General features: G+C 64.4%; 15 protein-coding genes. 7 read left to right on the forward strand and 8 right to left on the reverse strand.

Annotated features, from left to right (window positions below):
• The first annotated feature begins 17 nt into the window (after positions 1 to 17).
• From VB672_RS03110 to dxs, 3 genes are all read left to right on the forward strand, one after another.
• Positions 18 to 2708, forward strand: coding sequence for a DUF2339 domain-containing protein (locus tag VB672_RS03110; RefSeq protein ID WP_329782974.1), 2691 nt, complete (start codon positions 18 to 20; stop codon positions 2706 to 2708).
• Between the two features lie 28 nt (positions 2709 to 2736).
• A complete protein-coding gene (locus VB672_RS03115) occupies positions 2737 to 2985 on the forward strand; it encodes an exodeoxyribonuclease VII small subunit (RefSeq protein WP_009764792.1) in 249 nt (82 codons plus the stop codon).
• A 101-nt stretch (positions 2986 to 3086) separates the two neighbouring features.
• Positions 3087 to 4994: a 1-deoxy-D-xylulose-5-phosphate synthase gene (dxs, locus tag VB672_RS03120; protein WP_329782708.1), complete on the forward strand. Its 1908-nt coding sequence runs from the start codon at positions 3087 to 3089 to the stop codon at positions 4992 to 4994.
• Between the two features lie 115 nt (positions 4995 to 5109).
• Here the strand turns inward: dxs and VB672_RS03125 are convergent, their stop codons facing one another.
• Positions 5110 to 5823, reverse strand: coding sequence for a superoxide dismutase (locus tag VB672_RS03125; protein WP_329782709.1), 714 nt, complete (start codon positions 5821 to 5823; stop codon positions 5110 to 5112).
• A gap of 104 nt (positions 5824 to 5927) precedes the next feature.
• Between VB672_RS03125 and VB672_RS03130 the strand changes: the two genes are divergently transcribed.
• On the forward strand, positions 5928 to 6656 hold the full coding sequence (locus VB672_RS03130) for a TlyA family RNA methyltransferase (protein ID WP_329782710.1): 729 nt from the start codon (positions 5928 to 5930) through the stop codon (positions 6654 to 6656).
• Complete coding sequence (locus VB672_RS03135; RefSeq protein WP_329782711.1) at positions 6649 to 7908, forward strand: class I SAM-dependent RNA methyltransferase; 1260 nt, start codon at positions 6649 to 6651, stop codon at positions 7906 to 7908. Before VB672_RS03130 ends, VB672_RS03135 begins: the two co-directional genes overlap by 8 nt.
• 95 nt (positions 7909 to 8003) lie before the next feature.
• On the opposite strand, the gene VB672_RS03140 is transcribed toward VB672_RS03135, so the two are convergent.
• From VB672_RS03140 to VB672_RS03150, 3 genes are all read right to left on the reverse strand, one after another.
• A complete protein-coding gene (locus VB672_RS03140) occupies positions 8004 to 9314 on the reverse strand; it encodes an HlyD family type I secretion periplasmic adaptor subunit (RefSeq protein WP_329782712.1) in 1311 nt (436 codons plus the stop codon).
• On the reverse strand, positions 9311 to 11071 hold the full coding sequence (locus VB672_RS03145; RefSeq protein ID WP_329782713.1) for a type I secretion system permease/ATPase: 1761 nt from the start codon (positions 11069 to 11071) through the stop codon (positions 9311 to 9313). The genes VB672_RS03140 and VB672_RS03145 overlap by 4 nt, the downstream gene beginning before the upstream one ends.
• 141 nt (positions 11072 to 11212) lie before the next feature.
• Positions 11213 to 18163: a peroxidase family protein gene (locus VB672_RS03150; RefSeq protein ID WP_329782714.1), complete on the reverse strand. Its 6951-nt coding sequence runs from the start codon at positions 18161 to 18163 to the stop codon at positions 11213 to 11215.
• A 657-nt stretch (positions 18164 to 18820) separates the two neighbouring features.
• Here VB672_RS03150 and VB672_RS03155 point away from each other — a divergent pair.
• Positions 18821 to 19558 (forward strand): response regulator transcription factor, encoded by a 738-nt coding sequence (locus tag VB672_RS03155; RefSeq protein WP_329782715.1) that lies wholly within the window; start codon positions 18821 to 18823, stop codon positions 19556 to 19558.
• 92 nt (positions 19559 to 19650) lie between these two features.
• Here the strand turns inward: VB672_RS03155 and VB672_RS03160 are convergent, their stop codons facing one another.
• The 4 genes from VB672_RS03160 to VB672_RS03175 all read right to left on the reverse strand — a co-directional run bounded on the left by VB672_RS03160 (position 19651) and on the right by VB672_RS03175 (position 24282).
• Complete coding sequence (locus VB672_RS03160) at positions 19651 to 20400, reverse strand: SOS response-associated peptidase (RefSeq protein ID WP_329782716.1); 750 nt, start codon at positions 20398 to 20400, stop codon at positions 19651 to 19653.
• A gap of 9 nt (positions 20401 to 20409) precedes the next feature.
• The gene (locus tag VB672_RS03165; protein WP_329782717.1) at positions 20410 to 21405 is read right to left on the reverse strand and encodes a magnesium transporter CorA family protein; all 996 of its coding nucleotides are present in this window, start codon (positions 21403 to 21405) and stop codon (positions 20410 to 20412) included.
• Positions 21406 to 21647: 242 nt separating this feature from the next.
• Positions 21648 to 22499 (reverse strand): SDR family oxidoreductase, encoded by an 852-nt coding sequence (locus tag VB672_RS03170; protein ID WP_329782718.1) that lies wholly within the window; start codon positions 22497 to 22499, stop codon positions 21648 to 21650.
• Positions 22500 to 22503: 4 nt separating this feature from the next.
• Entirely contained in the window at positions 22504 to 24282 is a 1779-nt protein-coding gene (locus VB672_RS03175) for an acyl-CoA dehydrogenase (protein ID WP_329782719.1), read from the reverse strand.
• Positions 24283 to 24405: 123 nt separating this feature from the next.
• On the opposite strand from VB672_RS03175, the gene VB672_RS03180 reads away from it, so the two are divergent.
• Positions 24406 to 25377: an L-threonylcarbamoyladenylate synthase gene (locus tag VB672_RS03180; protein ID WP_329782975.1), complete on the forward strand. Its 972-nt coding sequence runs from the start codon at positions 24406 to 24408 to the stop codon at positions 25375 to 25377.
• Positions 25378 to 25395 lie beyond the last annotated feature (18 nt).

Here is a 25395-nt window from a genome sequence, read left to right on the forward strand (position 1 = left end):
GCCTCCCCTTGGACGACATGGTCCTGCTTGCTCTGCTGGTCCTCAGCATTCCGGTCTGCGCCATCGCCGGACTGGTCCTCGGTCTCAACGCGCGCAGCAAGCTCGCCATTCTCCAACAGCACATCGCCGCGCTCGAAGGCGAGCTGCGCCTGATCAAGGCACAGGCGGGCCGGCCGGCACCGTCCACGGATCGCGCCCCGCTCCCGGAAGCACCCGTCGAGCAGCCCGTCGAGCCGGAGCCGGAACTCGCACCGGCACTGGGGCCTGCCCCGGCGACCGCACCCGTTCCTGCCATTCCGGCCGCGGCGCCGCAGCAGCCCGCCGCAAAGACGCGGGATTTCGAGGAGAAACTCGGCGCCCGTTGGGCGGTCTGGGTCGGGGGCGTCGCCCTCGCGCTCGGCGGCATCTTTCTCGTGCGTTATTCGATCGAGCAGAACCTGCTCAGCCCAGGGACCCGCATCACGCTCGGCCTTCTCTTTGCGCTCGCTCTCATCGGCGCCGGCGAGTGGATGCGGCGGGAGAACCGAATCCGGCTGCCGGCTCTGTCGGCCGCCAACGTGCCGGCCATTCTCACGGCGGCAGGCACCTGCACGGCCTTCGCCTCGGCCTATGCGGCTTATGCGCTCTATGGCCTGATCGGACCTGGAACCACCTTCGTACTCCTGGGGCTCGTGGCGGTCCTGACCATGATCGCCGCGACCCTGCACGGCCCGATCCTCGCGGCCCTGGGGCTGCTCGGCGCCATCGGAAGCCCGCTTCTGGTTTCGTCGGACGAGCCCCAGCCCTGGGCACTCGTGATCTATCTCGCCTTCGTGGTGCTGCCGGCCTATGGGGTCGCCCGCCTGCGCCTCTGGCGCTGGCTGGCGCTTGCCGCGCCCATCGGGGTGCTCGCCTGGACGTTCCTTATCTTCATCATCGACGGGAACGATGCCCTGCCGGCCATGGTGCATCTGGTGGTCCAGACCGGGCTAGTCGCCCTGTTCCTGGTGGCTCTCCCCTACCGCCATGCGCCGGAAGCCGAGGCCAAGATCGATTGGCCCGCCAGCGGGATACTTCTCGCCTTCGCCCTGGCCGGAATCGCCATTTCCGGGTCGGTCATCGCCGGGGATGGCCGCCCGATCTTCGTGGCCGCCATGGCGCTCGTGCTGCTCGCGTCGGGCATCCGCTTCCCGCCGGCCGCTCCGGCGACCGCCTGGGCAGCCCTCACGGTCGCCGGCGCCCTTCTCGTCTGGCCTATCGCGTTCGATATCGGCGCCGCGCCCGAGAGCCTCTTCTACCAGAGCGGCGATGCTTTCGCCGTAAGGCCCCACGCCGTCGGGACATATCTCGGCCTCGCTCTTCTGCTGCCGGCGATCATTGCCGGCGCCGGCCTGCTCCGGGCCGTACGCTCTCCTCATCCGAGCCTGCCTGCGACGGCCTGGTACGCGGGCACGGCCGCCGTCGGCCCGCTGCTCGCGCTCATCGCCGCCTATTGGCGGGTAGCGGAGTTCGAGCGGAGCCTGTCCTTCGCCCTCGTCGCAGGCGGGCTGGCCCTGGCCTTCATCGCCGCAGCCGGTTGGCTGAACCGGCAAGCCTCCGGACAGGAGGGCTCGATCCGCCTGACTCTCGGTGCGGCCGTCTCGGCGGCTCTCGCAGCTTTGGCGCTCGGCCTGACCTTCGCGCTCGACAAGGGCATGCTCACCGTCGCCTTCGCCCTGACGGCTCTGGGCACGGCCTGGGTGGCGGACAGGATCGCCATTCCTGCCCTGCGCTACGCGGTCGGCGCCATCGGGTTGATCATCCTCGGGAGGCTGATCTGGGATCCGACCATCGTGGGCGGCGATCCCGGTCCGGTCTTGGTCAACTGGCTCCTCTGGGGCTACGGGGTTCCGGCCCTCGCCTTCCTGGCCGCGAGCCGCCTTCTCCAGCGCACGGGCCGCGACTGGACCGTGCGGCTGACGGAGAGCCTCGGCATCGCCTTTACGGCCTTCTTGGTCTTCTTCGAGATCCGTCACGCGCTGCGCTCCGGGGATCCCCTGGCAGCCACAACGGACCTTCTGGAGATCGGGCTCGTTGCGACAGAAGGCCTCGTCTTCGCGATCGTCCTCACGCGCCTGGACATCAGGCAGTCCGATCCGGTCTATCGCTGGGGCTCGCTGATCATCAAAACCCTCTCCCTCCTCCTCTGCGCGGGCGGGCTCCTTCTCGTCGCCAATCCCCTGCTGACCGAAGAGGAGATCCTCGGCGGGCCGCTCTTCAACGCCCTGATCCCGGCCTATCTGCTGCCGGCGATCCTCGCCGCCGGACTGGCCCTCCTCGAACGGCACGCTCGGCCGCGCCTCTACAGCCTGTCCTCGGCCGTCCTGAGCCTGCTCCTGTTCACGGCCTATGTGGGCCTGGCGATCCGCCGGATCGCCGCGGGTCCGCAGCTCGCGCTTTGGCAGGGGTTCACCCAGGGCGAGCAATGGAGCTATTCTCTGGCCCTGCTCGTCATCGGCATTCTCCTGCTCGGCCTCGGCTTCGTCTTCAACAGCCGCGTCGCCCGGCTGGTCTCGGCGGTCTATCTTGTGCTGGCGGTCCTCAAGGTCTTCATCGTCGACCTCGCCAATCTGGAGGGCGTCATGCGGGCATTGTCATTTATCGGGCTCGGGCTTGTTCTCATCGGCATCGGTCTCGTCTATCAGAGACTCCTCGCGCGCCGACCAAGCGATGCCGCAATTCCATCGTGAGATGCGCAAGGACAGACACGGATAACCCATGACCGACACCGCCTCCATCAAGACCCTCCCCTTCGAAAAGGCCCTAGCCGAGCTGGAGGACATCGTCCGCCGCCTCGAGCGCGGCGACGTGCCCCTGGAGGATTCGATTGCCATCTATGAGCGCGGCGAGGCCCTGAAGAAGCATTGCGAGCAGCTCCTCAAGAAGGCCGAAGCCCGCATCGAGAAGATCACCATCGGCCCCGACGGCGCAGCTTCCGGCACGGCTCCGCTGGATGTGGCGGAATAGTCAAGCTGGCCAGGACAGCCATGGGGTTCTTGTTTGACCCAGGCTGTCCCCGACCTTATCTCCATGAGATAGCCTCCGGCTGAAGCTTGGCGAGAACAACGTTGTCCACACCTCTCCTCGACACCATCAAGACCCCGGACGATCTGCGTCAATTGCCCGAAAACCAGCTCCGGCAGGTGGCGGACGAGCTGCGGACCGAGACAATCAGCGCGGTGTCCGTCACGGGCGGACATCTCGGGGCGGGCCTCGGCGTGGTCGAGCTGACGGTGGCGCTCCATTACGTGTTCGACACCCCCCGCGACCGGCTGATCTGGGACGTGGGCCACCAGGCCTATCCGCACAAGATCCTCACCGGCCGCCGGGACCGGATCCGGACCCTTCGCCAGGCGGATGGGCTGTCCGGCTTCACCAAGCGTTCGGAAAGCCAGTACGATCCCTTCGGCGCAGCGCACTCGTCCACGTCGATCTCGGCCGGGCTCGGCATGGCCGTGGCGCGGGACCTGGACGGCAGGACGAACAACGTGATCGCCGTGATCGGCGACGGGGCCATGTCGGCCGGCATGGCGTACGAGGCCATGAACAATGCCGGCGCCATGCATTCGCGCCTGATCGTCATCCTCAACGACAACGACATGTCGATCGCCCCGCCCACCGGCGCCATGTCGTCCTATCTGGCACGCCTCGTCTCCGGCGGCACCTATCGGGGCATCCGCGAGACGGCCAAGCAGCTGGCGAAGAAGCTGCCGAAATTCATCTACGAGAAGGCCCAGCGTGCCGAGGAGTTCGCCCGCGGCTTCTGGACCGGCGGCACCATGTTCGAGGAGCTCGGCTTCTACTATGTCGGTCCCATCGACGGGCACAATCTCGACCACCTGCTGCCGATCCTGAAGAATGTTCGCGACACCGAGACCGGTCCGATCCTGGTTCACGTGGTCACCAAAAAGGGCAAGGGCTATGCGCCCGCCGAAGCTGCGGCCGACAAGTATCACGGCGTGGTCACCTTCGACGTGGTGACGGGTGCCCAGACCAAGGCCAAGGCAAACGCCCCCTCCTACACCAAGGTGTTCGGCGAGAGCCTGATCAGGGAGGCGCAAAAGGACGACAAGATCGTCGCCGTCACGGCCGCCATGCCGTCAGGCACCGGAATCGACCTGTTCGGTAAGGAATTCCCCACCCGCACCTTCGATGTGGGCATCGCCGAGCAACACGCGGTGACTTTCGCGGCCGGCATGGCCACGGAGGGCTACAAGCCGTTCTGCGCGATCTATTCCACCTTCCTGCAGCGCGCCTACGACCAGGTGGTGCACGACGTGGCGATCCAGAACCTGCCCGTGCGCTTCGCCCTCGACCGCGCCGGCCTCGTGGGCGCCGACGGCCCGACCCATGCGGGCTCCTTCGACGTGACCTATCTCGGCTGCCTACCCAACATGGTGGTGATGGCGGCCGCCGACGAGGCGGAGCTGGTCCACATGGTCGCAACCGCCGCGTCCTACGATTCCGGTCCCATCGCCTTCCGCTATCCGCGTGGTGAGGGCGTGGGCGTCGACATGCCTGAAGCCGGCGTTCCGCTGTCCATCGGCAAGGGCCGGATTGTCAAGGAAGGCAGCCGCATCGCCCTCCTGTCCCTCGGCACCCGCCTGGCGGAAGCCCTGAGGGCCGCCGAGGAGCTGGAGGCGCGCGGGCTCTCCACCACGGTGGCGGATGCCCGCTTCGCCAAGCCCCTCGACGAGGAGCTGATCCTGCGGCTCGCTCGCGACCACGAGGTGCTCGTCACCGTCGAGGAAGGCTCCATCGGCGGCTTCGGTTCGTATGTGCTGCAGCTTCTCGCCGACAAGGGCGCGCTCGACCGGGGCAGCCTCAAGGTACGCTCCATGGTCCTGCCCGACATCTACCAGGACCAGGACAAGCCCGAGCGCATGTATGCCAAGGCCGGTCTCGATTCCGCCGGCATCGTGACCAAGGTGTTCGAGGCGCTGGGCCAGGAAGAGGCCCGCAAGGCGCGGGCTTAGAGTTTTTCGCGCGTCATGGCCGGCCTCGTGCCGGCCATTCCGATCGGAAGAACGCCGCGCTTCACACGAGCGAGATCACCGGCACAAGGCCGGTGATGACATGCCCGTCGTTCCGTCAAACCGTCAGTGACCCCGCCTTCGCCGCAGCGTAGCGCTCGCCGATCCTGTTCCAGTCGAGCACGTTCCACCAGGCCTTGAGGTAGTCCGGCCGGCGGTTCTGGTATTTCAGGTAATAGGCGTGCTCCCAAACGTCGTTGCCCATCAGGACGCGCTGACCGTCCATGAGGGGCGTGTCCTGGTTGGGCTTCGCCACGAGGGCGAGCTTGCCGTCCCGGGTGACCGTCACGAAGACCCAGCCGGAGCCGAACTGCCGCTCGCCTGCGGTGTTGAAATCGGTCTGGAACTTCTGGAACCCGCCGAGGTCCCGGTCGATGGCCGCCTTCAGGTCGCCCGAGGGCTCGCCACCGGATCCGCCCATGATCTGCCAGAACATGGTGTGGTTGGCATGCCCGCCGCCGTTGTTGCGCACGGCCGTGCGGATCGATTCAGGGACTTTGCTCAGGTTCGCCAGCATGTCCTGCAGCGGCATCTTGGCCGCCTCGGCGTTCTGGGCGAGCGCCGCGTTGAGGTTGTTGACATAGGCCGCGTGGTGCCTGCCATGGTGGATTTCCATCGTCTGGGCATCGATATGCGGCTCGTTCTTGGACGGCGCATAAGGCAGGGGATCGAGCTTGAAGGGTCCGGACGGGGCTTGCGCCCAGGCGCGGGGAATGGCAGCGCTGGCGGCCAGCAGGGTTGCACCTGTCAGAAGATGGCGACGGCTGAGCATGGGACCTCCGTTGGCCTTTGAAGACTTGTGAACGGAAGATGTTCTAGGGCGAACCTGGTTCCTGCCCATAAAAGGATCGTGATTCAGATGAATGCGAGGCCCCGATGACCCGCAAGCGCGCCGATGTGGTCCTGGTCGAGCGCGGCTTCTTCGCAAGCCGCGCCCGGGCGCAGGAGGCCATCGCGGCAGGCCTCGTGACCGTGAACGGCCTCGTCATCCGCAAGGCATCCGATGCGGTGCCCGAGGAGGCCGTGATCACGGCCGAGCAGCCGCACCCTTACGTGTCCCGCGGCGGCGTGAAGCTGGCGGCCGCCCTCGACGCCTTCCACATCGACCCGAGGGACAGGATCTGCCTCGACATCGGCGCCTCCACGGGCGGCTTCACGGAAGTGCTGCTCACACGCGGCGCTGCCCATGTCTATGCGGTGGATGTAGGCCACGGCCAGCTCCACCCCACCATCGTCGGCAACGCGCGGGTGACGAATTTCGAGGGCACGGATGCCCGCTCGCTGACGGCGGATCTCATCCGGCAGGCGCCCGACCTTCTCGTTTCGGATGTGAGCTTCATCTCGCTCAAACTCGTCCTGCCTCCCGCTGTCGCCTTGTTGAAGCCCAGCGCGGAGCTCGCCGTTCTCGTGAAGCCGCAATTCGAGGCCGGCCGCGATCATGTGAAGAAGGGCATTGTGCGCGACGAGGCGGTGCATCGCGCCGTGTGCGATGACCTCTCATCCTTCGTGACGTCGCTTGGCTTCAAGGTGATCGGGCTCGTTCCCTCGCCCATCGAGGGCGGAGACGGCAATCGTGAATTCTTGCTGGGAGCCCGCATTGGCTGAACAGGTCATCATCAAGCGCCTCGGCGCGAAAGCCGACGGCGTAGCGGAGACGTCGTCCGGTTCCGTCTTCGTGCCGAAAGTGCTGCCGGGCGAGACCGTCACCATCGAGCGTGATGGATCACATGCCCGCCTTGTGAGCATCGATGTTCCGTCGCCCGAGCGCGAGGCGCCGTTCTGCCCGTATTTCGATGAATGCGGCGGCTGCGCGACGCAGCACATGAAGCACGGCTTCTATCAGGCCTGGAAGCAGGAGACGCTCGTCCATACCCTGCGCCAAGCGCGGATCGAGGCGCCGGTCGAGGCGCTCATCGACGCTCATGGCGACGGACGCCGTCGTGTCACGCTGCACGTGCGCTTTCCCGACCGGGCCATGCATGTGGGCTTCATGGCCCCACGCAGCCACCAGATCGTCGAGATCGCGTTCTGCCCCATCACGGAACCTGCCCTGAAGGAGCAGGCGCCCGCCATCGCCCGCGCCATCGGCGAGCACCTGAAAGGGCCGCGCAAGCCGCTCGACATCCAGATCACCGCAACGCAGACCGGTTTCGACGTGGATGTGCGCGGCTACGGTCCCCTGAAGGATCAGGACCGTCTGCGCCTCATCGATCTTGCGGATAGCCTCGATCTCGCACGCCTGTCGATCCACGGCGACGTGATCGTCGAGCGGCGTCCTCCCGCCATCGCGATGGGCCGCACGGCCGTCGTTCCGCCCGCAGGCTCGTTCCTGCAGGCGACGAAGCTTGGTGAGGAAACGCTCGCCGGCTTCGTCACCGAGGCCTGCGCACGGGCCAAGCGTGTCGCCGATCTCTTTGCCGGAGCGGGCCCCTTCGCGCTCCGCCTCGCCGAGAAGGCAGACGTCCACGCGGTGGAGTTCGACAAGGGCTCCATGACGGCGCTCGACAAGGCCGCACGCGCTACGCCGGGCTTGCGTCGCGTCACGACGGAAGCGCGCGATCTCTTCCGCCGGCCGCTCCTGACGCCCGAGCTCAACGCCTTCGACGCCGTGGTGCTCGATCCGCCGCGCGCGGGCGCGGAGGCACAGGTGAAGCAGCTCGCCGTGTCGAAGGTCCCGCTCGTGGTGAGCGTCTCCTGCGACGCCGCCACCTTCGCTCGCGATGCCGGGATCCTGATGGCCGGCGGCTATCGCCTGGAACGCGTGATCCCGGTCGACCAGTTCAAGCACTCGCCGCATCTGGAGGTGGTCGGGATTCTGAGGCGCGACGTGGCGAAGAAGCTGTCGCGTCGCACATAAATTGAGACCCTGAACGCATCTGCCGAGATAGAGTTACATGGCAACGATCTGTTGCGGCAGGCAGACCGGAGGATCGGCTCCGGTTCGCACAACAGCTATTCTTCCCGGAAGGCTTTTGCCATGTTGTCCGCGATGGGTTTGGTGAGGTAGGAGAAGACGGTGCGGTAGCCGGTCTGGATGAACCCCTCCACGGGCATGCCCGGAACCAGCTTGAGCGCACCCAGGCGATCCCGCTCCCCGTCGGCGAAGGCCACGCGCACCGGATAATATTGGATGCCCGAGCGCTGGTCCGTCACCAGATCGGCCGCGATCAGGCTGACCCGGCCCTTGAGCTCGGGTGTCGTGCGCTGGTTGAAGGCGGAGAGCCGAAGGACCGTATCGAGCCCAGGCTGCAGCTGATCGATGTCCTGGGGTGACACCTTCACCTCGATCGACAGCTCGTCAGCCTCGGGCACGATCATCATCAAGGGCTCCCCGGCATTGATCACACCACCCACCGTGTGCACGATCGATTGATGCACGAACCCATCTTGCGGCGCTCTGATGTCGATCCGCTTGAGCTGATCCTCGGCGGCAACCCGTCTTTCCACAAGCTCCGCAACCTTGGCCTGAACCTCGCGCAGCTCCTTCGATACCTCGCTCCTGAGATCCTGATCGATCTGCAGGATCTGCAGCGCCGTCTCGCTGATCCGGCCCTTGGCCTGCGCGACATTTGAGATGAGCTGCCCACGCTCGCCGCGCAGGCGGGTCTCCTCCCGCTTGAGCGCCGTCACCCGGGTGATGGGAACAAGGTTCTTGCGCCAGAGCTGTTCGACGCCGGTCAATTCGCTTTGGATGAGCTGGATTTCATCGGCCTTCGCCGCCGCTTGGAGATCCAGGCCGTCGATCTGCTCCTGCAGCTGCGAGATCCGTTCCTTGAGCTGCGCCTTCTGGCCGTCCCGAGCCTCGCGGCGGGACTCGAACAGACGAACTTCTCCCAGCACCAGTCGCTCGAGCTCCGGCTCGTTCAGGCGCTTCTTCAGCGCCGCCGGAACGGCGACCCGGTCCAAGCCGTCGCGCTCCGCTTCCAGCCGGCTCTGCCGCGTGGCCAGTTCGTCGAGGCTCTTCGACACCATGGCAAGATTGGCGCGGGCGACCGTCTCGTCGAGCCGGATCACCACATCGCCAGAGCGGACCCGATCCCCGTCGCGGGCCAGGATCTCGCCCACCACGCCTCCGGTCGGATGCTGAACCTTCTTGACGTGACTGTCGACCACGACCGCTCCGGGCGCGACAACCGCTCCGGACAGCTCCGTCACCACGGCCCAGCCGCCGAGGCCGCCCACAAGGAGCAATGCGGATGACAAGCCCAGCAAAGTATGACGACGGATCGACGTGCGAGCGCTTGCAGGCTGCGCGGGGCTCATGAGGCAACTCCCAGATCTTCGACGACTTTCAACGGGGTAACAATGGGCATCCGTGGCTCTGCAGGCGGTGCGGCCGACACGGGCCGCAGAACCTTGCTCAGCACCTCATCCTTGGGACCGAAGCTCTGCACCCGGCCCTCGCTCATCACGAGCACCTGATCAACCCCGGCAAGGGCACTCGGGCGATGGGCGATCACCACGACGATGCCGCCTCGCGCCCTGATGCTCATGATGGCGGCCGTCAGCGCCTGCTCGCCCTCGCTGTCGAGGTTGGAGTTCGGCTCGTCGAGCACCACCAGGAACGGATTGCCATAGAGCGCCCGTGCCAGAGCGATGCGTTGCCGTTGCCCGCCGGACAGAGCAGCCCCGGCCTCGCCGACCTGCGTTTCGTAACCGTCCGGAAGCTGCAGGATCATCTCGTGGACGTTGGCGGACTTGGCCGCCGCGATGATGGCCTCCGACGTTGGATTGGGTTCGAAGCGCGCGATGTTCTGAGCGACGGTTCCGGCGAACAGCTCGACATCCTGCGGCAGATAGCCGATGTGATGGCCGAGGTCCTCCGGCAGCCATTGCTCGATCGCCGCGCCGTCGAGGCGGACCTTGCCGCGCCAGGTGGGCCAGACGCCGACGATCATGCGGGCGAGAGACGACTTTCCGGAGGCGCTCGGGCCGATGATGCCCAATCCGCTTCCCGCCTTGAGCTGGAACGCCACGTCCTGGATCGCGAACCTCTGCCCTCCCGGAGCCCCGGTGCCTGCATTCTCAATCGACAGCATGGACTTGGGGGCGGGAAGCTGGAGCGGTCGCAGTTCCGAACGGTCATCGGCGAGCACGGCCTGGATGCGCGCCCAGCCCTGGCGCGCCGCGACAAAGCCCTTCCAGTTGGCAATGGCCAGCTCGACGGGAGCCAGGGCGCGCGAGACGAGGATCGACGAGGCGATCATGATGCCGCCGGTGGCCTGGCCGTCGATCACCAGATAGGCGCCAACGCCGAGCACACCCGATTGCAGGGTCATTCGCATCACCTTCGACAGCGCGCCGAAGCCGCCGGCGACATCCGAGGTTTTCTGCTGATAGGCAAGATACTGCGCATTCGCGTCGCCCCACAGGGCCCCGAGCCGGGGCACCATCCCCATGGCATGCACGACCTCCGCGTTGCGGCGGGCGCCGTCGCCGATGCCGTTGCGCAGGCTGGCTGCGGTGACGGCGGCCCTGGAGGCTTTGCGGGTCAGGGCATCGGTGAGAATCGTGATGACGATGAGAACCGAGGCGCCGCCCACCGTGACCCAGCCGAGCAGGGGATGGAAGCCGAAGCAGATGACAAGGTAGAGCGGGATCCACGGCAGATCGAACAGAGCCGAGGGGCCTCCGCCGGCCAAGAAGGCCCGGATCTGGTCGAGATCACGCAGCGGCTGCTGAGCGTCGCCGTCGGCCTTCCCGCGCAGGGGGGCGGCCACCTGGCAGCGGAAGATGCGCTGGCTCAGATCCTCGTCGACGGCGGCGCCGAGGCGAGCGAAGATGCGCCCGCGCAGCGTGTCGAACAGCCCCTGGAACAGGAACAGGGCAAGGATGATGGCCGAGAGGCCCACGAGAGTCGGGATGCTGCGGCTGGGCAGAACCCGGTCATAGACCTCCATCATGTAAAGGGAACCGGACAGATAGAGGATGTTGATCAGGCCGCTCAGTACGGCTACGCCCAGGAAAGCTCCGCGGCCGGAGGTCAAAAAACTGAGACGATTGTTGAGCCGGTTGGTCATCGAAAGGCCTCGGATGTTCGCGCCCTTGCGGCGGGTCGCCTCAAAGTTGAAGGAGTTCGTGTCAGGATGTCGTGAGATCCCGCCGGGAGAATTTGGGGGTGACACTCCCGGCGGGGCCCTCGCGATCTCAGACCAACCGCATCAGAAGATGAAGTCGCTGTTGTCGAGATCGGATGCGGTGACGCCCTTCAGGACGAGGATGTCGGAGCCGCGGGCGATCATCACGTCCTCGTCGACTTGCACCACGTGCAGATCGGACAGGCTGTCGACCCCGGACAGGCTTCTCGCATCGATCCGGTCATGGCCGGTGCGGAAGTCCGTGACAGTGTCTGAACCACCGCCCTTCTGGAAGACGAACGTGTCCTGCCCGGAACCGCCCGAGAGCTTGTCCTGCCCAGACCCGCCCTTCAGAACGTCGTGGCCGGATCCGCCCAAGAGACAGTCATCGCCAGAGCCGCCGTAGAGCTTGTCATCACCCGAGCCGCCATAGAGGCGATCATTGCCGCTGCCGCCATCGAGATGGTCATTGCCGTGACCGCCCTCGAGCCGATCGTGACCTGACTTGCCGTAGAGCCCGTCATGACCCGCTCCGCCATAGAGCCGATCGTGGCCGTCTCCGCCATCAAGGCGGTCGTGGCCATCCTGGCCCCAGAGCCGGTCATGACCGGACTTGCCGTAGAGATGGTCGTTGCCGTCCTGGCCCCAGAGCCGATCATGGCCGCGCCCGCCCCATTCGACTTTATCAACCGGCCCTTCAGCTCCCGGAACCACGACCGGAGGCAGGTCCACCGGTGGCTCCTCGACCGGAGGTTCTTCCACTGTAGGCTCTTCGTCCGTGCACTCTCGGACGATCGGGCGCTCGGAGCACGTGTAGGTGATCCGATGGTCTGCGCTCCTCAGCGTCGTGACGCCTTGGCTGTCGGTCTCTTCCGTGTAGTCGGCGAGTGTCTTGCCCGGGGGCAGCTCGATCACATCCTGAGCCCGCAGGGTGCCCACGATGGTGTCCTTGCCGCCATTCGAGCGGAACACGATCCGGTGCGCCGACTGGAGCGCGGAGATGTCCACCGTATCGTCACCAGCGTTGCCGTCGATGGTGATGGTGCTGAAGTTGAGGCTGGTGCCGTTGAAGTTACCGATCACCTGGATGGCGTCGCCAGCGCTCGCCCCACCGTCCGGCTGTGTCGGATTGTTGCCGTTGTTGGCAGTGGTATTGAGCCCGTTGACGCTGATCTCCTCGATATTGTCGAGTTCCGCAACAACCGTCGTCGTCTGCCCAACTGTGCGGGTGATGACGATCTCAGTGGTGGCTCCGGACACGGGAACCCCCGCCGCTATGGCCGCTGTCCTTTCATAGATGCGGAATGTCTCGGCCGTTCCGACAGCTCCGTTCACGATAAAGGTGTCGGTGCCACCGGCCTCGCCGTTGACCAAGTCGAAGCCATCCGTTGCACCCGCAGCATTCCAGATGATCGTATCGTTGCCGGTGCCTGCAAGGATGGTGTCGTTGCCCGTGCCGCCGCTGATCGTATCGCCGCCATCGCCGGCGTTGATGGTGTCATTGCCGCCTCCACCGTTGATCGTCGTTCCGGCGGCATCGCCGATGATGATCTCGTTGCCGATACCGCCATTGATGGTGCCGGCAACCCGGGTAATGTTCACGGTGTTTGTAGGATCCGTCAGTGTCCCGTCACTCACGACGTAGTTGAAGGAACCGTTGGGTGTCCCATTGTCCGCGACGTTGATCACGCCAACCCCAAGGACGGCTGGGGCGTTGAGGCCCGTCGAACCATTGACTGCCGTGATGGTAAGGGCAGAGCCCTCCGGATCCGCATCATTGGCCAACAGCGCCGACTGGGCGATCGAGAAGCTCACGCCGGCAGCCACGTTCGTGATGACCGTGTCGGCATTGCCCACAGGCGCATCATTCGATGGCGTGACGTGAACTGTCGCGGTGGCGACTGCGCTATTGAGCAGGCCGTCATTGACAGTGACCTGAAGGATGCGGTCGGCCGCAGCCGGATTGTCCGAGCTGTTGGAGTACCGCACCTGCTGGATCGCGGTCTGGTAGTTGGCGATCGAGGAGTTTCCGGTCAGGATCAGGGTGATCTGCCCGGGAACGGAAGCGTCGAGCGACGACGTGATGCCGCCCGGGAGCCCGCCTGCGACCGACAGGACATCACCTGCGCTGGCGTTGGTGAGGACAACACGGGCCGAGGCGATGGTCGTCCCGTCATCGGCGATCCGTGCGCCGGCGGCGATCGCGACGCCCGCGCCATTTTCCGTGTAGCTGGTCTCGTAGTTGTTACCCGGCGCGCCGGGCGTCGTGGTGGTCGTCGAAGTCGTCGTCGCGATATTGAAGTTGTTGATCCGGATCTCTTCTCCGGCCCCGCTGATCCCCGTCACGACGAACCGGATGGCAGCATTCGCCGTTGCTCCCGCAAGGTTCAGGTTGATATTGGCCGTATCTGCACCATCCAGGCCACCGGAGTTGCTGCCGATCGTTTCGACTACCGTGAAGTTTCCGGCCGCGAACGATCCCGTCGGCGAGTATTGCACCTGAAGAGTCTCGCCGGGGTCGATGCTGTTGAAGTTGTTGAACCGGTCATAATCGAATGACAGCACCGCGGTCGTCACGCCGGTGAGATTGACGGTACGCGTGATCGACGCGCCGTCTCCAGCGACGAAGCGCAGCTCGTTCGAGTTGTTGTTGTCGATTTGGATCTGACCTGTCGTTACGCCGCCGTCGTCCCCGGCTTCCACCCAGGGTGTTGCGGCCCAGCTCACAGAGCCGTTGCTATTGTTATGCGCAGCCGTGTCGAAAGTGTCGCGGTAGGCTTGCGGAACCGGCGTTGTGGTAGTGGTGGTCACATCACCATGAAGATCCAGCGTGGGCGCCACCAGCGAGATGGTCTGGTCTGCGAACTCAAGGCGTTCGACGTTGCGGACCGTGTCCGTGCCGTCGGTTGCGAGACCGCCGATATGGGATACGGTGACGGTACCGTCGGTATTGAAGTCGATGTCGTATTCGGCCCTTGCGCCGGAGAAGACCGCAGTATCGATGTCGCCGGCCGTCGTGTCCGTCCTGATCGTACGGACGATCGAGAGCTGACCTGGGTTGATCTGGCCTGAGAACATCCTGGCTGCCAGCGTCGTCATGCTGTTGTGCAGTTCGATCGGCTGGCCGGTATGCTCCGTATCTCCCGGAGCGAAGACGCCGATCTGCACGTCGAGCCACTTGTCGCCGTCGATGATGTCGTCGCCGCCGCGACCGGTGATTCGGTCACTGCCATCGCCGCCCAGGATGATGTCACCCGCGCTGAAGGAGGTGACGCCCGCTCCCAGGAGCTCCTGCAGACCGTTGATCAGCGCAATCCCTTCCGCATTGAGAGCGCTGCCGGCGAAGCCTTCCGTACCGCCCTGAGAGGCAGGAAGACGATCGGCCGCCACAGCATCGGAGCCCGACAGCGTATCGTTGAAGCGGGTGCCTGACAGGCCCTCCATCGACGCATACTCGTCGAGCGCCGCGTTCTGGGGAAGTGTCGGGCTCTCGTCGAAGACGATCGGGATGGACAGGTCGGCGTTCACCCCCAGGGTATTGTCCTTGTAGGTCGCCCAGTCGAAGCCGGACATGCCGGCCATCTTGCCGCGGCCTGCGCTGCCCACCATGATGTCGTCGCCGCCCTCGCCGATGAACTCGTCGAAGCCGCCGTCGCCGAGGAACACGTCATGCCCGTCGATTCCGTCATGTGCGAACACTTCGTCGAAGTTGTCGCCCGGGGCACCGTCGAAGGTGCCGGTCTCGATCCAGTCGTTACCCTCGTTGCCGAGGATGCGCTCGGCGTTCTTGTTGCCATAGATGAAGTCGTCACCTTCACCGGCGAAGACTTCCGAGCCCATGTCCGTGCCGAGGAAGATGAAGTCCTGACCGGAATTGCCCATCACCAGGTCAAGACCCGGTCCGGCATGGACCACGTCGTTACCTGCACCGGCCTTGATGTTGTCATCGCCGCCGCTGTCCACGATGATGTCGTCACCATCCCCGCCGTTGATGATGTCGTTACCAAATCCACCTTCGAGCCGGTCTTTCCCGCCGTCGCCGTAGAGAGTGTCGTCGCCGTCGCCGGCAATGAGTGTATCGGCTGCGTTGGTGCCACCAAGGACGACGTGATCGCCTCCGGTGTATTTCAGGTAGTTGGTGTCTGGGCCAGTTGTAGCCGGATTGTTACGGACGACCAGGGGGGTCAGGACGCCGCCGCCGGTTGGATCGGCATTCTCCAAATCGCCATCGCCGTCGATGTCATTGAACTGCTTGGATTGATCGACCTCGAGGATCAGGCCCGGGGTCGAGAACACATCTGAGGGAAGATGTGTCGCGTCCGTGTTGCGCATGATCATGGCGGCGAAGGAGTTGTTCTCCATTTCGCCGAACAGGTGCAGGCCATCGAGACGCTGCAGGTAGTAGAAGCGGTCCGCGTTCTGAAGCTTCTCCATCTGCACTTCGAAGACGAAGTTGAAGGTGGAGCCCAACATGCCGCCGAAGGGCATGATCTCTTCCGCTAGTCCGCCGATCCAGAGGTCGATGTCGTTGAGGCCGCCGAGAGAGCCGCCGGCATACGAACCGGTCGCATTGAGGAAGTCGGCCGCGTCGGCCGGGACTTGCAGGCCGCCGAACGACTGACCGAAGATGATCGTCATCGCGGCGTCGCGCTTGCCTTCGATCGTGGTCTGACCGGCGATCAGCGGGTGCGTTCCATAGGCTGCGACGAAGTTGATGATCGACGCTTCGTGTTTGAGGTGTCCGGCGAAGTCGACCCAGCTCTCATACGGCTTGAGCAGCGCATCCTGGTTGGTGGCGGCGTAGAATTGGGCACGTGCCTCGTTGAGGGACGGAACGCCGGTGTCGCGACCGCGGGCCAGGTTGATCGTCGCGAGATCGAGCGGCAAGCCTAGGAGGTTGTTGCGAAGGGCGCCGGTGACGAACTCATCGATCTCGTTACCGACCTGCCGGGTCATGCCGCGGATGATGGCGCCAGCCGCAATATCGGCATCAACGGCTGTCGTGCCGCCATTGTTCTGGAACTGCATCGGGTTGAGGAAGCCCTCGATCAATCCGATGTGATCCGGGTTGAAGTTCGGGTCGAAACGGTCGATCGACTCGTTCAGCATGGAGTGGCCGAAGCGGTAGACCACGTGGGCGAACTCGGCCACGATGGACGGGTCGATCGTCGTGTCGAAGCCGTCCGGCACCAGGAACACGTTGATGTTGGGCTGGATCTTGCGTGCAAACTCCTCAAAAACCAGGTGCTGGTACTGCATCTCGGTGCCGAACTTTGCGGCCTGGAAAACGCGCTCGCCATCCCAGACAAGGCCGGTGGCGGAGGCAGGAACCTCGGTCACGTCGTTCACGAGCCATTCGTTCAGGAATGCGACGGCTTCCGCCTGAGACGCGCCGTTGTCGAGCATCTCCTGCGCATCGGCCAGCACGACAGCTTTCGTGTGCTCGACCAGCCGGTTGTGCTCCGAATGGAAGACGTGATGGACAGCTGTCAGGCCGATATTCTCGTTGGCGCGGCCGTCGCCTGCCACGAAGTGCGCATCGAGCAGCTCATTGTCATAGACGCCCGGCTCGTTGCCAGGGTTCTCGAGTCCGATCTCGATATCGCCGTCCGCAAGCCCTGACGGAACTGCGTTATGAGCGATATCGGCGAGGAAGGCATGACCAGTCAGGATCGCGTTGGACGGCACGAGGACGCCCAAGCCCCCATTGGCGTTCGGATCGCCTTCGACCAACCCGTTGGTCGTCACCATCTGCGGGTAACCGTTGGGGCCGCGGATGAACTCTCCGTAGGCATCGGTGGCGAGCAACGGGATATTGCCGACATTCGAATCGAGCAGCTGGATACCGAGCAGATCGGCCGCCTGTGCCTTGAGATCGGCCCAAGTCGCCATGCCGCCAGCGCTGCCGACAAGGAGCTTGCCAGTGGATACGGGATCGCCGTTTGCATTTAGTTCATACTGGCGCAGGAAAACCTGATGCGACGGATGCGAGGAATAAGTCTGGTTCTGGTCAACGTAGGATGTCGTGTTGTTCACCGGACGGTTGGTGTCATCAGCGGTGCCCATGACCCCGTCCTGACCGGGTCCGGCCAGAGTGGCACGTGTCAGCACCATGAAGTTGGTGGTGCCACCTGGCACATAGAGCGGATCATCCGGCATGAGCGGGATGAACACCGTGCCGTTTCCGCCTTTGGCGATGAGATCGAGGCCATGGTCGAAGAACTGGCCGAACAGCGTAAACCAGGAGTTGAACGGTGCCGACAGACCCTCGTCCGGCGCCGCGTTGGTGATCTTGATGTTCGCGCCGTCGAGCTCGATACCATTCGTCTCCAGGAGCGTCATCAGCTCGTCGTCGGCCGCCTCGAGATTGGCTTTGGCTTCATTCAGCGCTTGAAGCTTGGTTGCTGCTTGCTCCTGGAGCGCTTGATTGTTCGGGCTGGCGGAGGCGGCAGCGGATGCTGCTGCATATTCGCGTTCGGCCAATCCGACTGCGTTGAACAAAGGTTTGAGCGGCTGGTAGGCTGCAGAAATCTCTCCTGTCACCGCCATCTGCTGCTCAGGCGGCACAATGCCGGCGCGCTGCAACCCCGTCAAAATAGCCGAGGGATTCCCGAGTGTCTGATCGACCAGTAGGTTGGAAATGGTGCGCACGGTCGGGTCGAACACGTCGCTCGGCCCGGCGGGTCCGGGGCCGTCATTGTCGGCGCCCGGCGCATAGCTGACAGGCACCAGCTGACCGCCCGGGCCGGCCGGCACCATGATCGTCTTGAAATCCGTGCCGAGGTGCTCCGGGAATTCGTTGTCGGAGGCGCCCCATTCGATCTGGCCGGGCAGCAGGTGGTTATACGTGCCGTCGACTGTCCGCAGCCCCCAGGCGACATTGTAGGCCGGGATGGAACCATTGGCGCCGAACAAAGGCCGAGCCGGGTTCGATGGGTCTCCCGTCGACACGCCCCGCTCGAACGCCGCGTGAGCCTCTGCAATCTTGATTTGAGCGAGGATGAAGTCCAGATCCGAGCGAATATAGGAAACCATGATAAAGCCCTCAACCGTGTGCCATTGAGAAAGACACAATCATCATGGTCTGAAAAACTCGGTGTTTACTATTGTGACTGAGGTCCAACCTGCCTTTGTCGAAAGTCTTTACTTACTAGGACCAAAGTTGATTGCCATGTCGGACTTTGGTTGATGGCGCCCGGGCTTTCGCGGGCAATCCGACAACAGCTTGGTTCATAGAAACCGATCGCGCGCTTATATTAGCGGCAGGCCATCCGATGGATCCCGTTATACTGGGGTCTCTTGGACATGGGTAAAGACCCACGGCAGTCTTTTAGTCCTCCCGTCGCTTCTCGCTGAGAACCTATTGTAGGCTCAGTGAAGTCGCTTCGATCGTTTGGGCTAACACTTTTTCGCCATCCTACAAGGTTCTTATTCCTCTTCATTCATATTGTTCTTTCGCCTGAAGATGGACATCATCATTAGAATAACTCTAGCCTAAGATCACGGGGAGATGATCGCAGTAATCGGCGAACGTGTCACAATCGGCGAGGCTTTCTTCTGCGATTCTTGAAGACGACAAAAAATTTAAAACGGGCAAAACTTCAATATCGAGAGATTTAATGAGCAATGATGGCGCTCACTGCGTCAATCGGATGCGCACGCTCGATATAAGCTCATTATGGGGGGAATCTCATGCTAAAAAAGATCCGGGTGAGTATCGTGGACGATCAGCCCCTCTTTCAGGATGGCATCGTACATACTCTTGATACGCAGCTGGATATTGAAGTCGTCGGACAAGGAGCATCAAAGAAAGATGCAGTGCTTATAGCTCAGGAAAATGCGCCAGACCTGATCGTCATCGGCATGAGTGAGCCGAATGATGGGCTCGAAATCTTTGATGCGCTTGTGGCCAGCTACCCATCGATCAAAATACTGCTTCTCTCAGACATGTCCGACGAAGATCGGATCTGCGATGCCATCATGAGAGGGCTGCACGGCTATCTTCCAAAAAGCACGAGCGGCAGCGGACTGGTCGATGCAGTGCGAGCACTAGACCAGGGCATAGGCTGCATCTCACCGACTCTTGCGCTGAGGCTCTTGATGCACAAGCAGAGCGACCCTGGTATGATAAAGCCGAGGGATCGCCTGAGTATCCTCACGCCGAGAGAGCGGCAAATCCTGTCGATGCTGGCTGGCGGCCTCAGCAACAGACAAATTGGAAACAAGCTCGACCTGAGTGAAGGCACAATCAAATACTACGTCACGAGCGTCATGCAGAAGATTCGAGTTCGCAATCGGGTCGAAGCCGCTCTGTTTGCGCGATCCCAGGGCGTCGTGTACCAGGACGTCAACGCGCGGTCCGCCCTCCGGATCGATTGCGGGATCATTAGCGGCAGCGTGGCAGAGTTCCGCCCGGAAGTTCAGTCGTAACACGGACGGCGAAACAGAACTCGCGTTGATGTAGCGGTCGCGCCACGAGCGGCAGCTGGTGCGAGCCGTGGTGAAGGCGCGATCCGCTTCGCCTAAAACAAACTCCCCTGCTCGTCCTCGTCACTGGAGAGCGGCTTCTTGGCTTTCGGCTTCTTCTCCCGCACCGGCGCGGGCTCCGGATGATTCAACTGTTCCAAGAGACCCGGATCGTCGTTCTCGACCTTGTTCACGCGGCTGGAAACCGGCACCAGGTCGAGCCAATCGTCGGGACAGGGGCGCACGAGGCGCATCACGTCGGCGCGCTCGTCGCGCACGTCGAGCCACGCGGCGATGTCGTCGTCGGAGAGGATCACCGGCATGCGGTCGTGCACGGCCGAGAGCGTGCCGTTGGCATCGGTCGTCACGATCGCGGCCGTGTCGATCTCGCCGCCGTCCGGGCTGCTGTATGTCTCCCACAGGCCCGCCATCGGCATGGGCTTGCGGCCGCGCGGGCGGATCAGGAACGGCGTTTTCTCCCGTCCCTCCCGCCGCCATTCATAGAAGCCGTCGGCGAGGAAGATGCAGCGCCGGCGCTTCAGGGCCGCCTTGAAGGTCGGCTTCGTCTCCAGGGTCTCGCCGCGCGCGTTGATGACGAGGGGAAAATCCTTCGGGTCCTTCACCCAGGACGGCAGGAAGCCCCAGCGCACCAGCATGAAATGCCGCTCGCCCCGGTCCTCCAGCACGATCGGCACGGGCTGGGTGGGAGCCACGTTGTAGCGAGGAGGAAAGTTCGGCTGCTCGGCATAGCCGAAGAAGTCCCGATAGGTCTCGGGAGGGAGCGTGATCGCATAGCGCCCGCACATGGCACTCTCCTAAAGCCACCGCTTCCAGCGGAAGAAGAGATAGGGTAGCACGGCGGCGAGCACCATCAGGGTGATCGCCCAGGGATAGCCGAACTCCCATTCGAGCTCCGGCATGATCTTGAAGTTCATGCCGTAGAGCGACGAGACCAGGGTCGGCGGCAGGAAGATCACCGACATGACAGAGAAGATCTTGATGATGTCGTTCTGCTCCATGGTGACGAAGCCGAGCGTGGCGTCGAGCAGGAACTGGACCTTGGTGGAGAGGAAGGTCGCGTGCTCCTCGATGGACTGCACGTCACGAAGCGCCGTGCGCCACTCGGATTGATAGCCCGCCGTCTTCTGCGGCCGCGGCATGCTGGCGGAGAGGAACAGCAGCATGCGCTCCACCGACACCATGCTCTCGCGCACGTTGGAGATGATGTCGCCCTTGCGGCCGATGGATCTCAGGGCAAACCGGTAGGAGGCCGCCCGGCGCGCACCCTGCTTCTCGTTGTCGAAGATCGCCTGCGACAGGCGATCGATGCGTGAGCCGACGGCTCCGAGGATCTCGGCTGCGCGGTCGATGATGGTTTCGAGCAAGCCGTCGAGCACGGCCTCGGGCTGGTGCCGGCATCCGCCGGGCTTCACGGCGCGGGCCATGAACATGCTGAAGGAGCGCGGCTCGCCGTAGCGCACGGTCACCAGCGCCTTCTCCGTCAGAATAAAGGACACGTCGATCAGCTTCGGACTGTCCGTGTCGGAGCTGCAGAGGACGCGCGCGGTCATGTAGCGGGCATTGTTCTCGTGATAGAGGATCTCGGAGGGTTCGATGTCGGCCATCTCCTCCCTGGTCGGGATCTCGATATTGAGATGAGCCTCGACGAGCCTGTCCTCCTCCCGGCTCGGATCGATCAGGTCGATCCACAGGGCATCCTGGGGAATCGGCTGGCCTGGCGGCAGAACCTCGCGGTCGAGGGACTCGCCCATCGGTCCCCTGGCCTGCGCCGGCTTGTGGATCACAATCATACGCGCTCTCGCCCCTTGGAAGTCATATCATTTCAGATCGATGCCGATCTTGTAATCCCACAAGCCCTCGATGTCATTCCCGGTCCTTCGCCTACCGGGGATGACATTCTCAACGTCATCACCGGCACAAGGCCGGTGATCCCGATCGGAGGGGTACGGCGCTTCACACAATCGGGATGGCCGGGACAAGCCCGGCCATGACGTGGGAGATGTCGTTCCCGGCCGAAGTGAAGCCGATCCGCTTAACGCAGGGATGACAGGGGCGGCGTGTCGTCGGGCACGAAGAAATCCGGCGCGAGGGGCTGGCTCGGATCGACCCGGTACTTCTCGAAGTCGGTCACGCCCTCGCCCGCCAGGAACACGTCGTCGATGAGGAAATGGCCCGAGAAGTTCCTGGAGGGCTTGTGGAAGACCGCATAGGCCGCATCGGCCAGGATCTCGGGCGTGCGGCTTGCCTGCACGAGCGCATCACCGCCGAGCAGGTTCCTGACCGCGCTCGTGGCGATGGTCGTGCGCGGCCAGAGGGCGTTGACGGCAATGCCCCTCCCGCGCAGTTCCCCTGCCAGTCCCAGGACGCACAGGCTCATGCCGTATTTCGCGATGCTATAGGCCAGATGCGGTGCAAACCACTTCTCGCTCATGTCGAGCGGCGGCGAGAGCATGAGGATGTGCGGGTTCTCGGCCTTTTCCAGATGCGGGATGGCATATTTGGAGACCATGTAGGTGCCGCGCGTGTTGATCTGGTGCATCAGGTCGAAGCGCTTCATGTCGGTCTGCGGCGTCGACGTGAGGCTGATGGCGCTCGCATTGTTGACCACGATGTCGAGGCCGCCGAAGGTCGCGACCGTTTGGTCGATTGCGTCCTTCACCGCGTCCTCGTCGCGCACGTCGACCACCAGCGGCAGCGCCTTGCCGCCCGCCGCCTCGATCTCTTCCGCGGCCGTGTAGATGGTGCCTGGGAGCTTCGGATGCGGCTCGGCGGTCTTGGCCGCGATGACCACGTTCGCACCATCCCTTGCGGCGCGGAGCCCGATGGCGAGGCCGATGCCGCGCGAGGCACCGGTGATGAAGAGGGTTTTCCCGTTGAGACTCATGAGATCAGCTCGCCAATGCCAGGGTTGCATCCTGCAGGAAGCCTGCACCGCTCATCACCGTCTCCTCCAGTCCCTTGGCGCCGACGGCGATGTTCTCGGCGAAGAAGCGGCAGAGCGCGATGCGGCCGGCATGGGCCGGGTCGCCGTCACCAGCGGCCGCTTGCCCTTGAGCCGCGAGCGCCATCTCGGCGAGAGCCGTGCCGCCCTGCGCCAGCGCGAAGAGACGCAGGTATGGGGTCGCGCCGGCGAGCGCCTCCCCCTGGGCGTTGGACGAGACGGCTTTGAGAAGATAGCTCGTGGCCCGGTCCAGGCTTTCGATGGCGTCGCGCAGGCGCGGAGCGGTCGCCCCGAAGGTGGGCGTCGCCTCCTTCAGGAGCCGCGCCACGGTGGCCCTCATGGAAGCGATCTGCGCCCGCACCGTCTCGCCGCCGGCGAGCGGCAGCTTGCGCGTGACGAGGTCGATGGCCTGGATGCCGTTCGTGCCCTCGTAGATCGGCGCGATGCGCGCGTCGCGGAAATGCTGCGCGGCGCCCGTCTCCTCGATGAAACCCATGCCGCCATGAACCTGCACGCCGATCGAGGCCACCTCCATGCCGATATCGGTCGAGAAGGCCTTGGCCACCGGCGTGAGCAGGGACGCGCGCTCGTTCGCCTTCTTCCGGCGCGCGGGGTCCTCTTCGAGATGCGCACGGTCGATGGCTTCCGCCGTCATGTAGCAGATCGCCCTGGCTGCAGCGGTGAGCGCCTTCATGGTGAGCAGATTGCGCTGCACGTCCGGATGCACGGCAATCGGGCTCATGCCCTCCGCCGCCCCGATGGCGCGGCCCTGCCGGCGCTCGTTGGCATAAGAAAGCGCCTGCTGGTAGGCGCGCTCGGCGATCGCCACACCCTGCAGGCCGACCGCCAGACGGGCGTTGTTCATCATCGTGAACATGCAGGCGAGACCGCGATTCTCCTCGCCGACGAGCCAGCCGACAGCGCCGCCATCGTCGCCGAAGATCATCGTGCAGGTGGGCGAGGCATGGATGCCGAGCTTGTGCTCGATGGAATGGCAGCGCACGTCGTTGCGCGTGCCGTCGGGCAGAAATTTCGGCACCAGGAAGAGCGAGATGCCCCGCGTGCCGGCCGGCGCATCGGGCAGGCGCGCAAGCACGAGATGGACGATGTTCTCGGTCAGATCGTGCTCGCCGTAGGTGATGAAGATCTTCTGGCCCGTGATGCGATAGGTACCGTCGCCCGCCGGCTCCGCCCGGGAGCGCAGGGCCGCGAGATCGGAGCCCGCCTGCGGCTCCGTGAGATTCATGGTCGCGGTCCATTCGCCGGAGACGAGCTTGTCGAGATACCGGCTCTTCAGATCGTCCGTGGCATGAGTGGACAGTGCCTCGATGGCCCCCATGGTGAGCACGGGACCGATGCCGAAGGCCATGGAGGCTGAGTTCCACATCTCGACGCAGGCCGAATTGAGCAGGGTCGGCAGTCCCTGGCCGCCATATTCCACCGGACCGGGAAGCGCGTTCCATCCGGCTTCCGTCCAGGCCCTGTAGGCCTGCTTCCAGCCCGGTGCGGTGGTGACGACGCCGTCCCTGAAGGTCGCACCGTGCCGGTCGCCCTCCCGATTGAGGGGCGCGATCACGTCGTTGGCGAAGCGGCCCGCCTCCTCCAGGATAGCCTCGGCCAGATCGGCGGAGAGGTCGCCGTAGACGCCGTCGGCCACGGCCCTGTCGAGGCCCGCCACATGCCGCAGGGTAAAGACGATGTCCGGAACTGGCGCGCGGTAGGTCATCAACGTTTCCTCTCGAGTGACGGGGCTTTACATGTTGACGCGAGTTCTCGCGCCGTTAAACCCGCCCGGCAAGGCAAATCCCAACGGGCAAAGGATAGTTTAGACGTGAACGATCTCGGGTCAATGCGCCAAACGGAGCGGCTTGCGGCCGATACGGCGGGTCTCGCCCGGGCGGCGGCCATCCTGCGGCGCGGCGGCCTCGTGGCCTTCCCGACGGAAACCGTCTACGGCCTTGGCGCGGACGCTACGGATGCGGAGGCGGTGGCGCGGATCTATGCCGCCAAGGATCGGCCGAGCTTCAATCCTCTGATCGCCCATGTGGACAGCTTCCGGACGGCCCAGAACCAGGGCATCTTCGACGAGACGGCGGCGCGCCTGGCAGAGGCCTTCTGGCCAGGTCCGCTGACCCTCGTGGTGCCGGTGGCCAGCACCTGCACCATCTCCGATCTCGCCCGCGCGGGCCTCGACAGCATCGGCCTGCGGGTGCCGGCCCATCCCCTCGCCCATGCGCTTCTCGAACAGACCGGCCGCCCGGTCGCAGCTCCCTCGGCCAACCGCTCGGGCCGGGTGAGCCCGACCGATGCCGACCATGTGCTGGGCGATCTCGAGGGGCGCATCGATGCGGTACTCGACGGAGGCGTGTCCCAGGTCGGCCTCGAATCGACCATCGTGTCGTGCCTGGGTGGTGTGCCGCGCCTGCTCCGACCGGGCGGCGTGCCGCGGGAGGCCATCGAGGCGCTGCTCGGCAGGAAACTCGAAGCCGGCCCGGAAGCAGGCTCCAATCCGCTCGCTCCGGGCATGCTCGCCTCCCATTACGCGCCGCGGGCGCGGGTGCGCCTGAATGCGACAAGCGTTCAACCCGGAGAGGCCGCGCTGCTGTTCGGCGCAGAGACCCCTCTCGGCATCGAGACCGCGCAGGCCACCCTGAATCTCAGCCAAAGCGGCGACCTCGTGGAGGCCGCCGCTCATCTGTTTTCCTATCTCAGGCAGCTCGACGCGTCCGGTGCCGCGACCATCGCGGTGAGCCCCGTTCCGGAGAACGGCCTGGGCGAGGCTATCAACGACCGCCTGAGGCGCGCTGCAGCGGAGCGTTGAGCCGCTCCGCCGATGCTG

The organism is Microvirga sp. CF3016 (genome assembly GCF_036314085.1).
Taxonomy (GTDB): Bacteria; Pseudomonadota; Alphaproteobacteria; order Rhizobiales; family Beijerinckiaceae; genus Microvirga.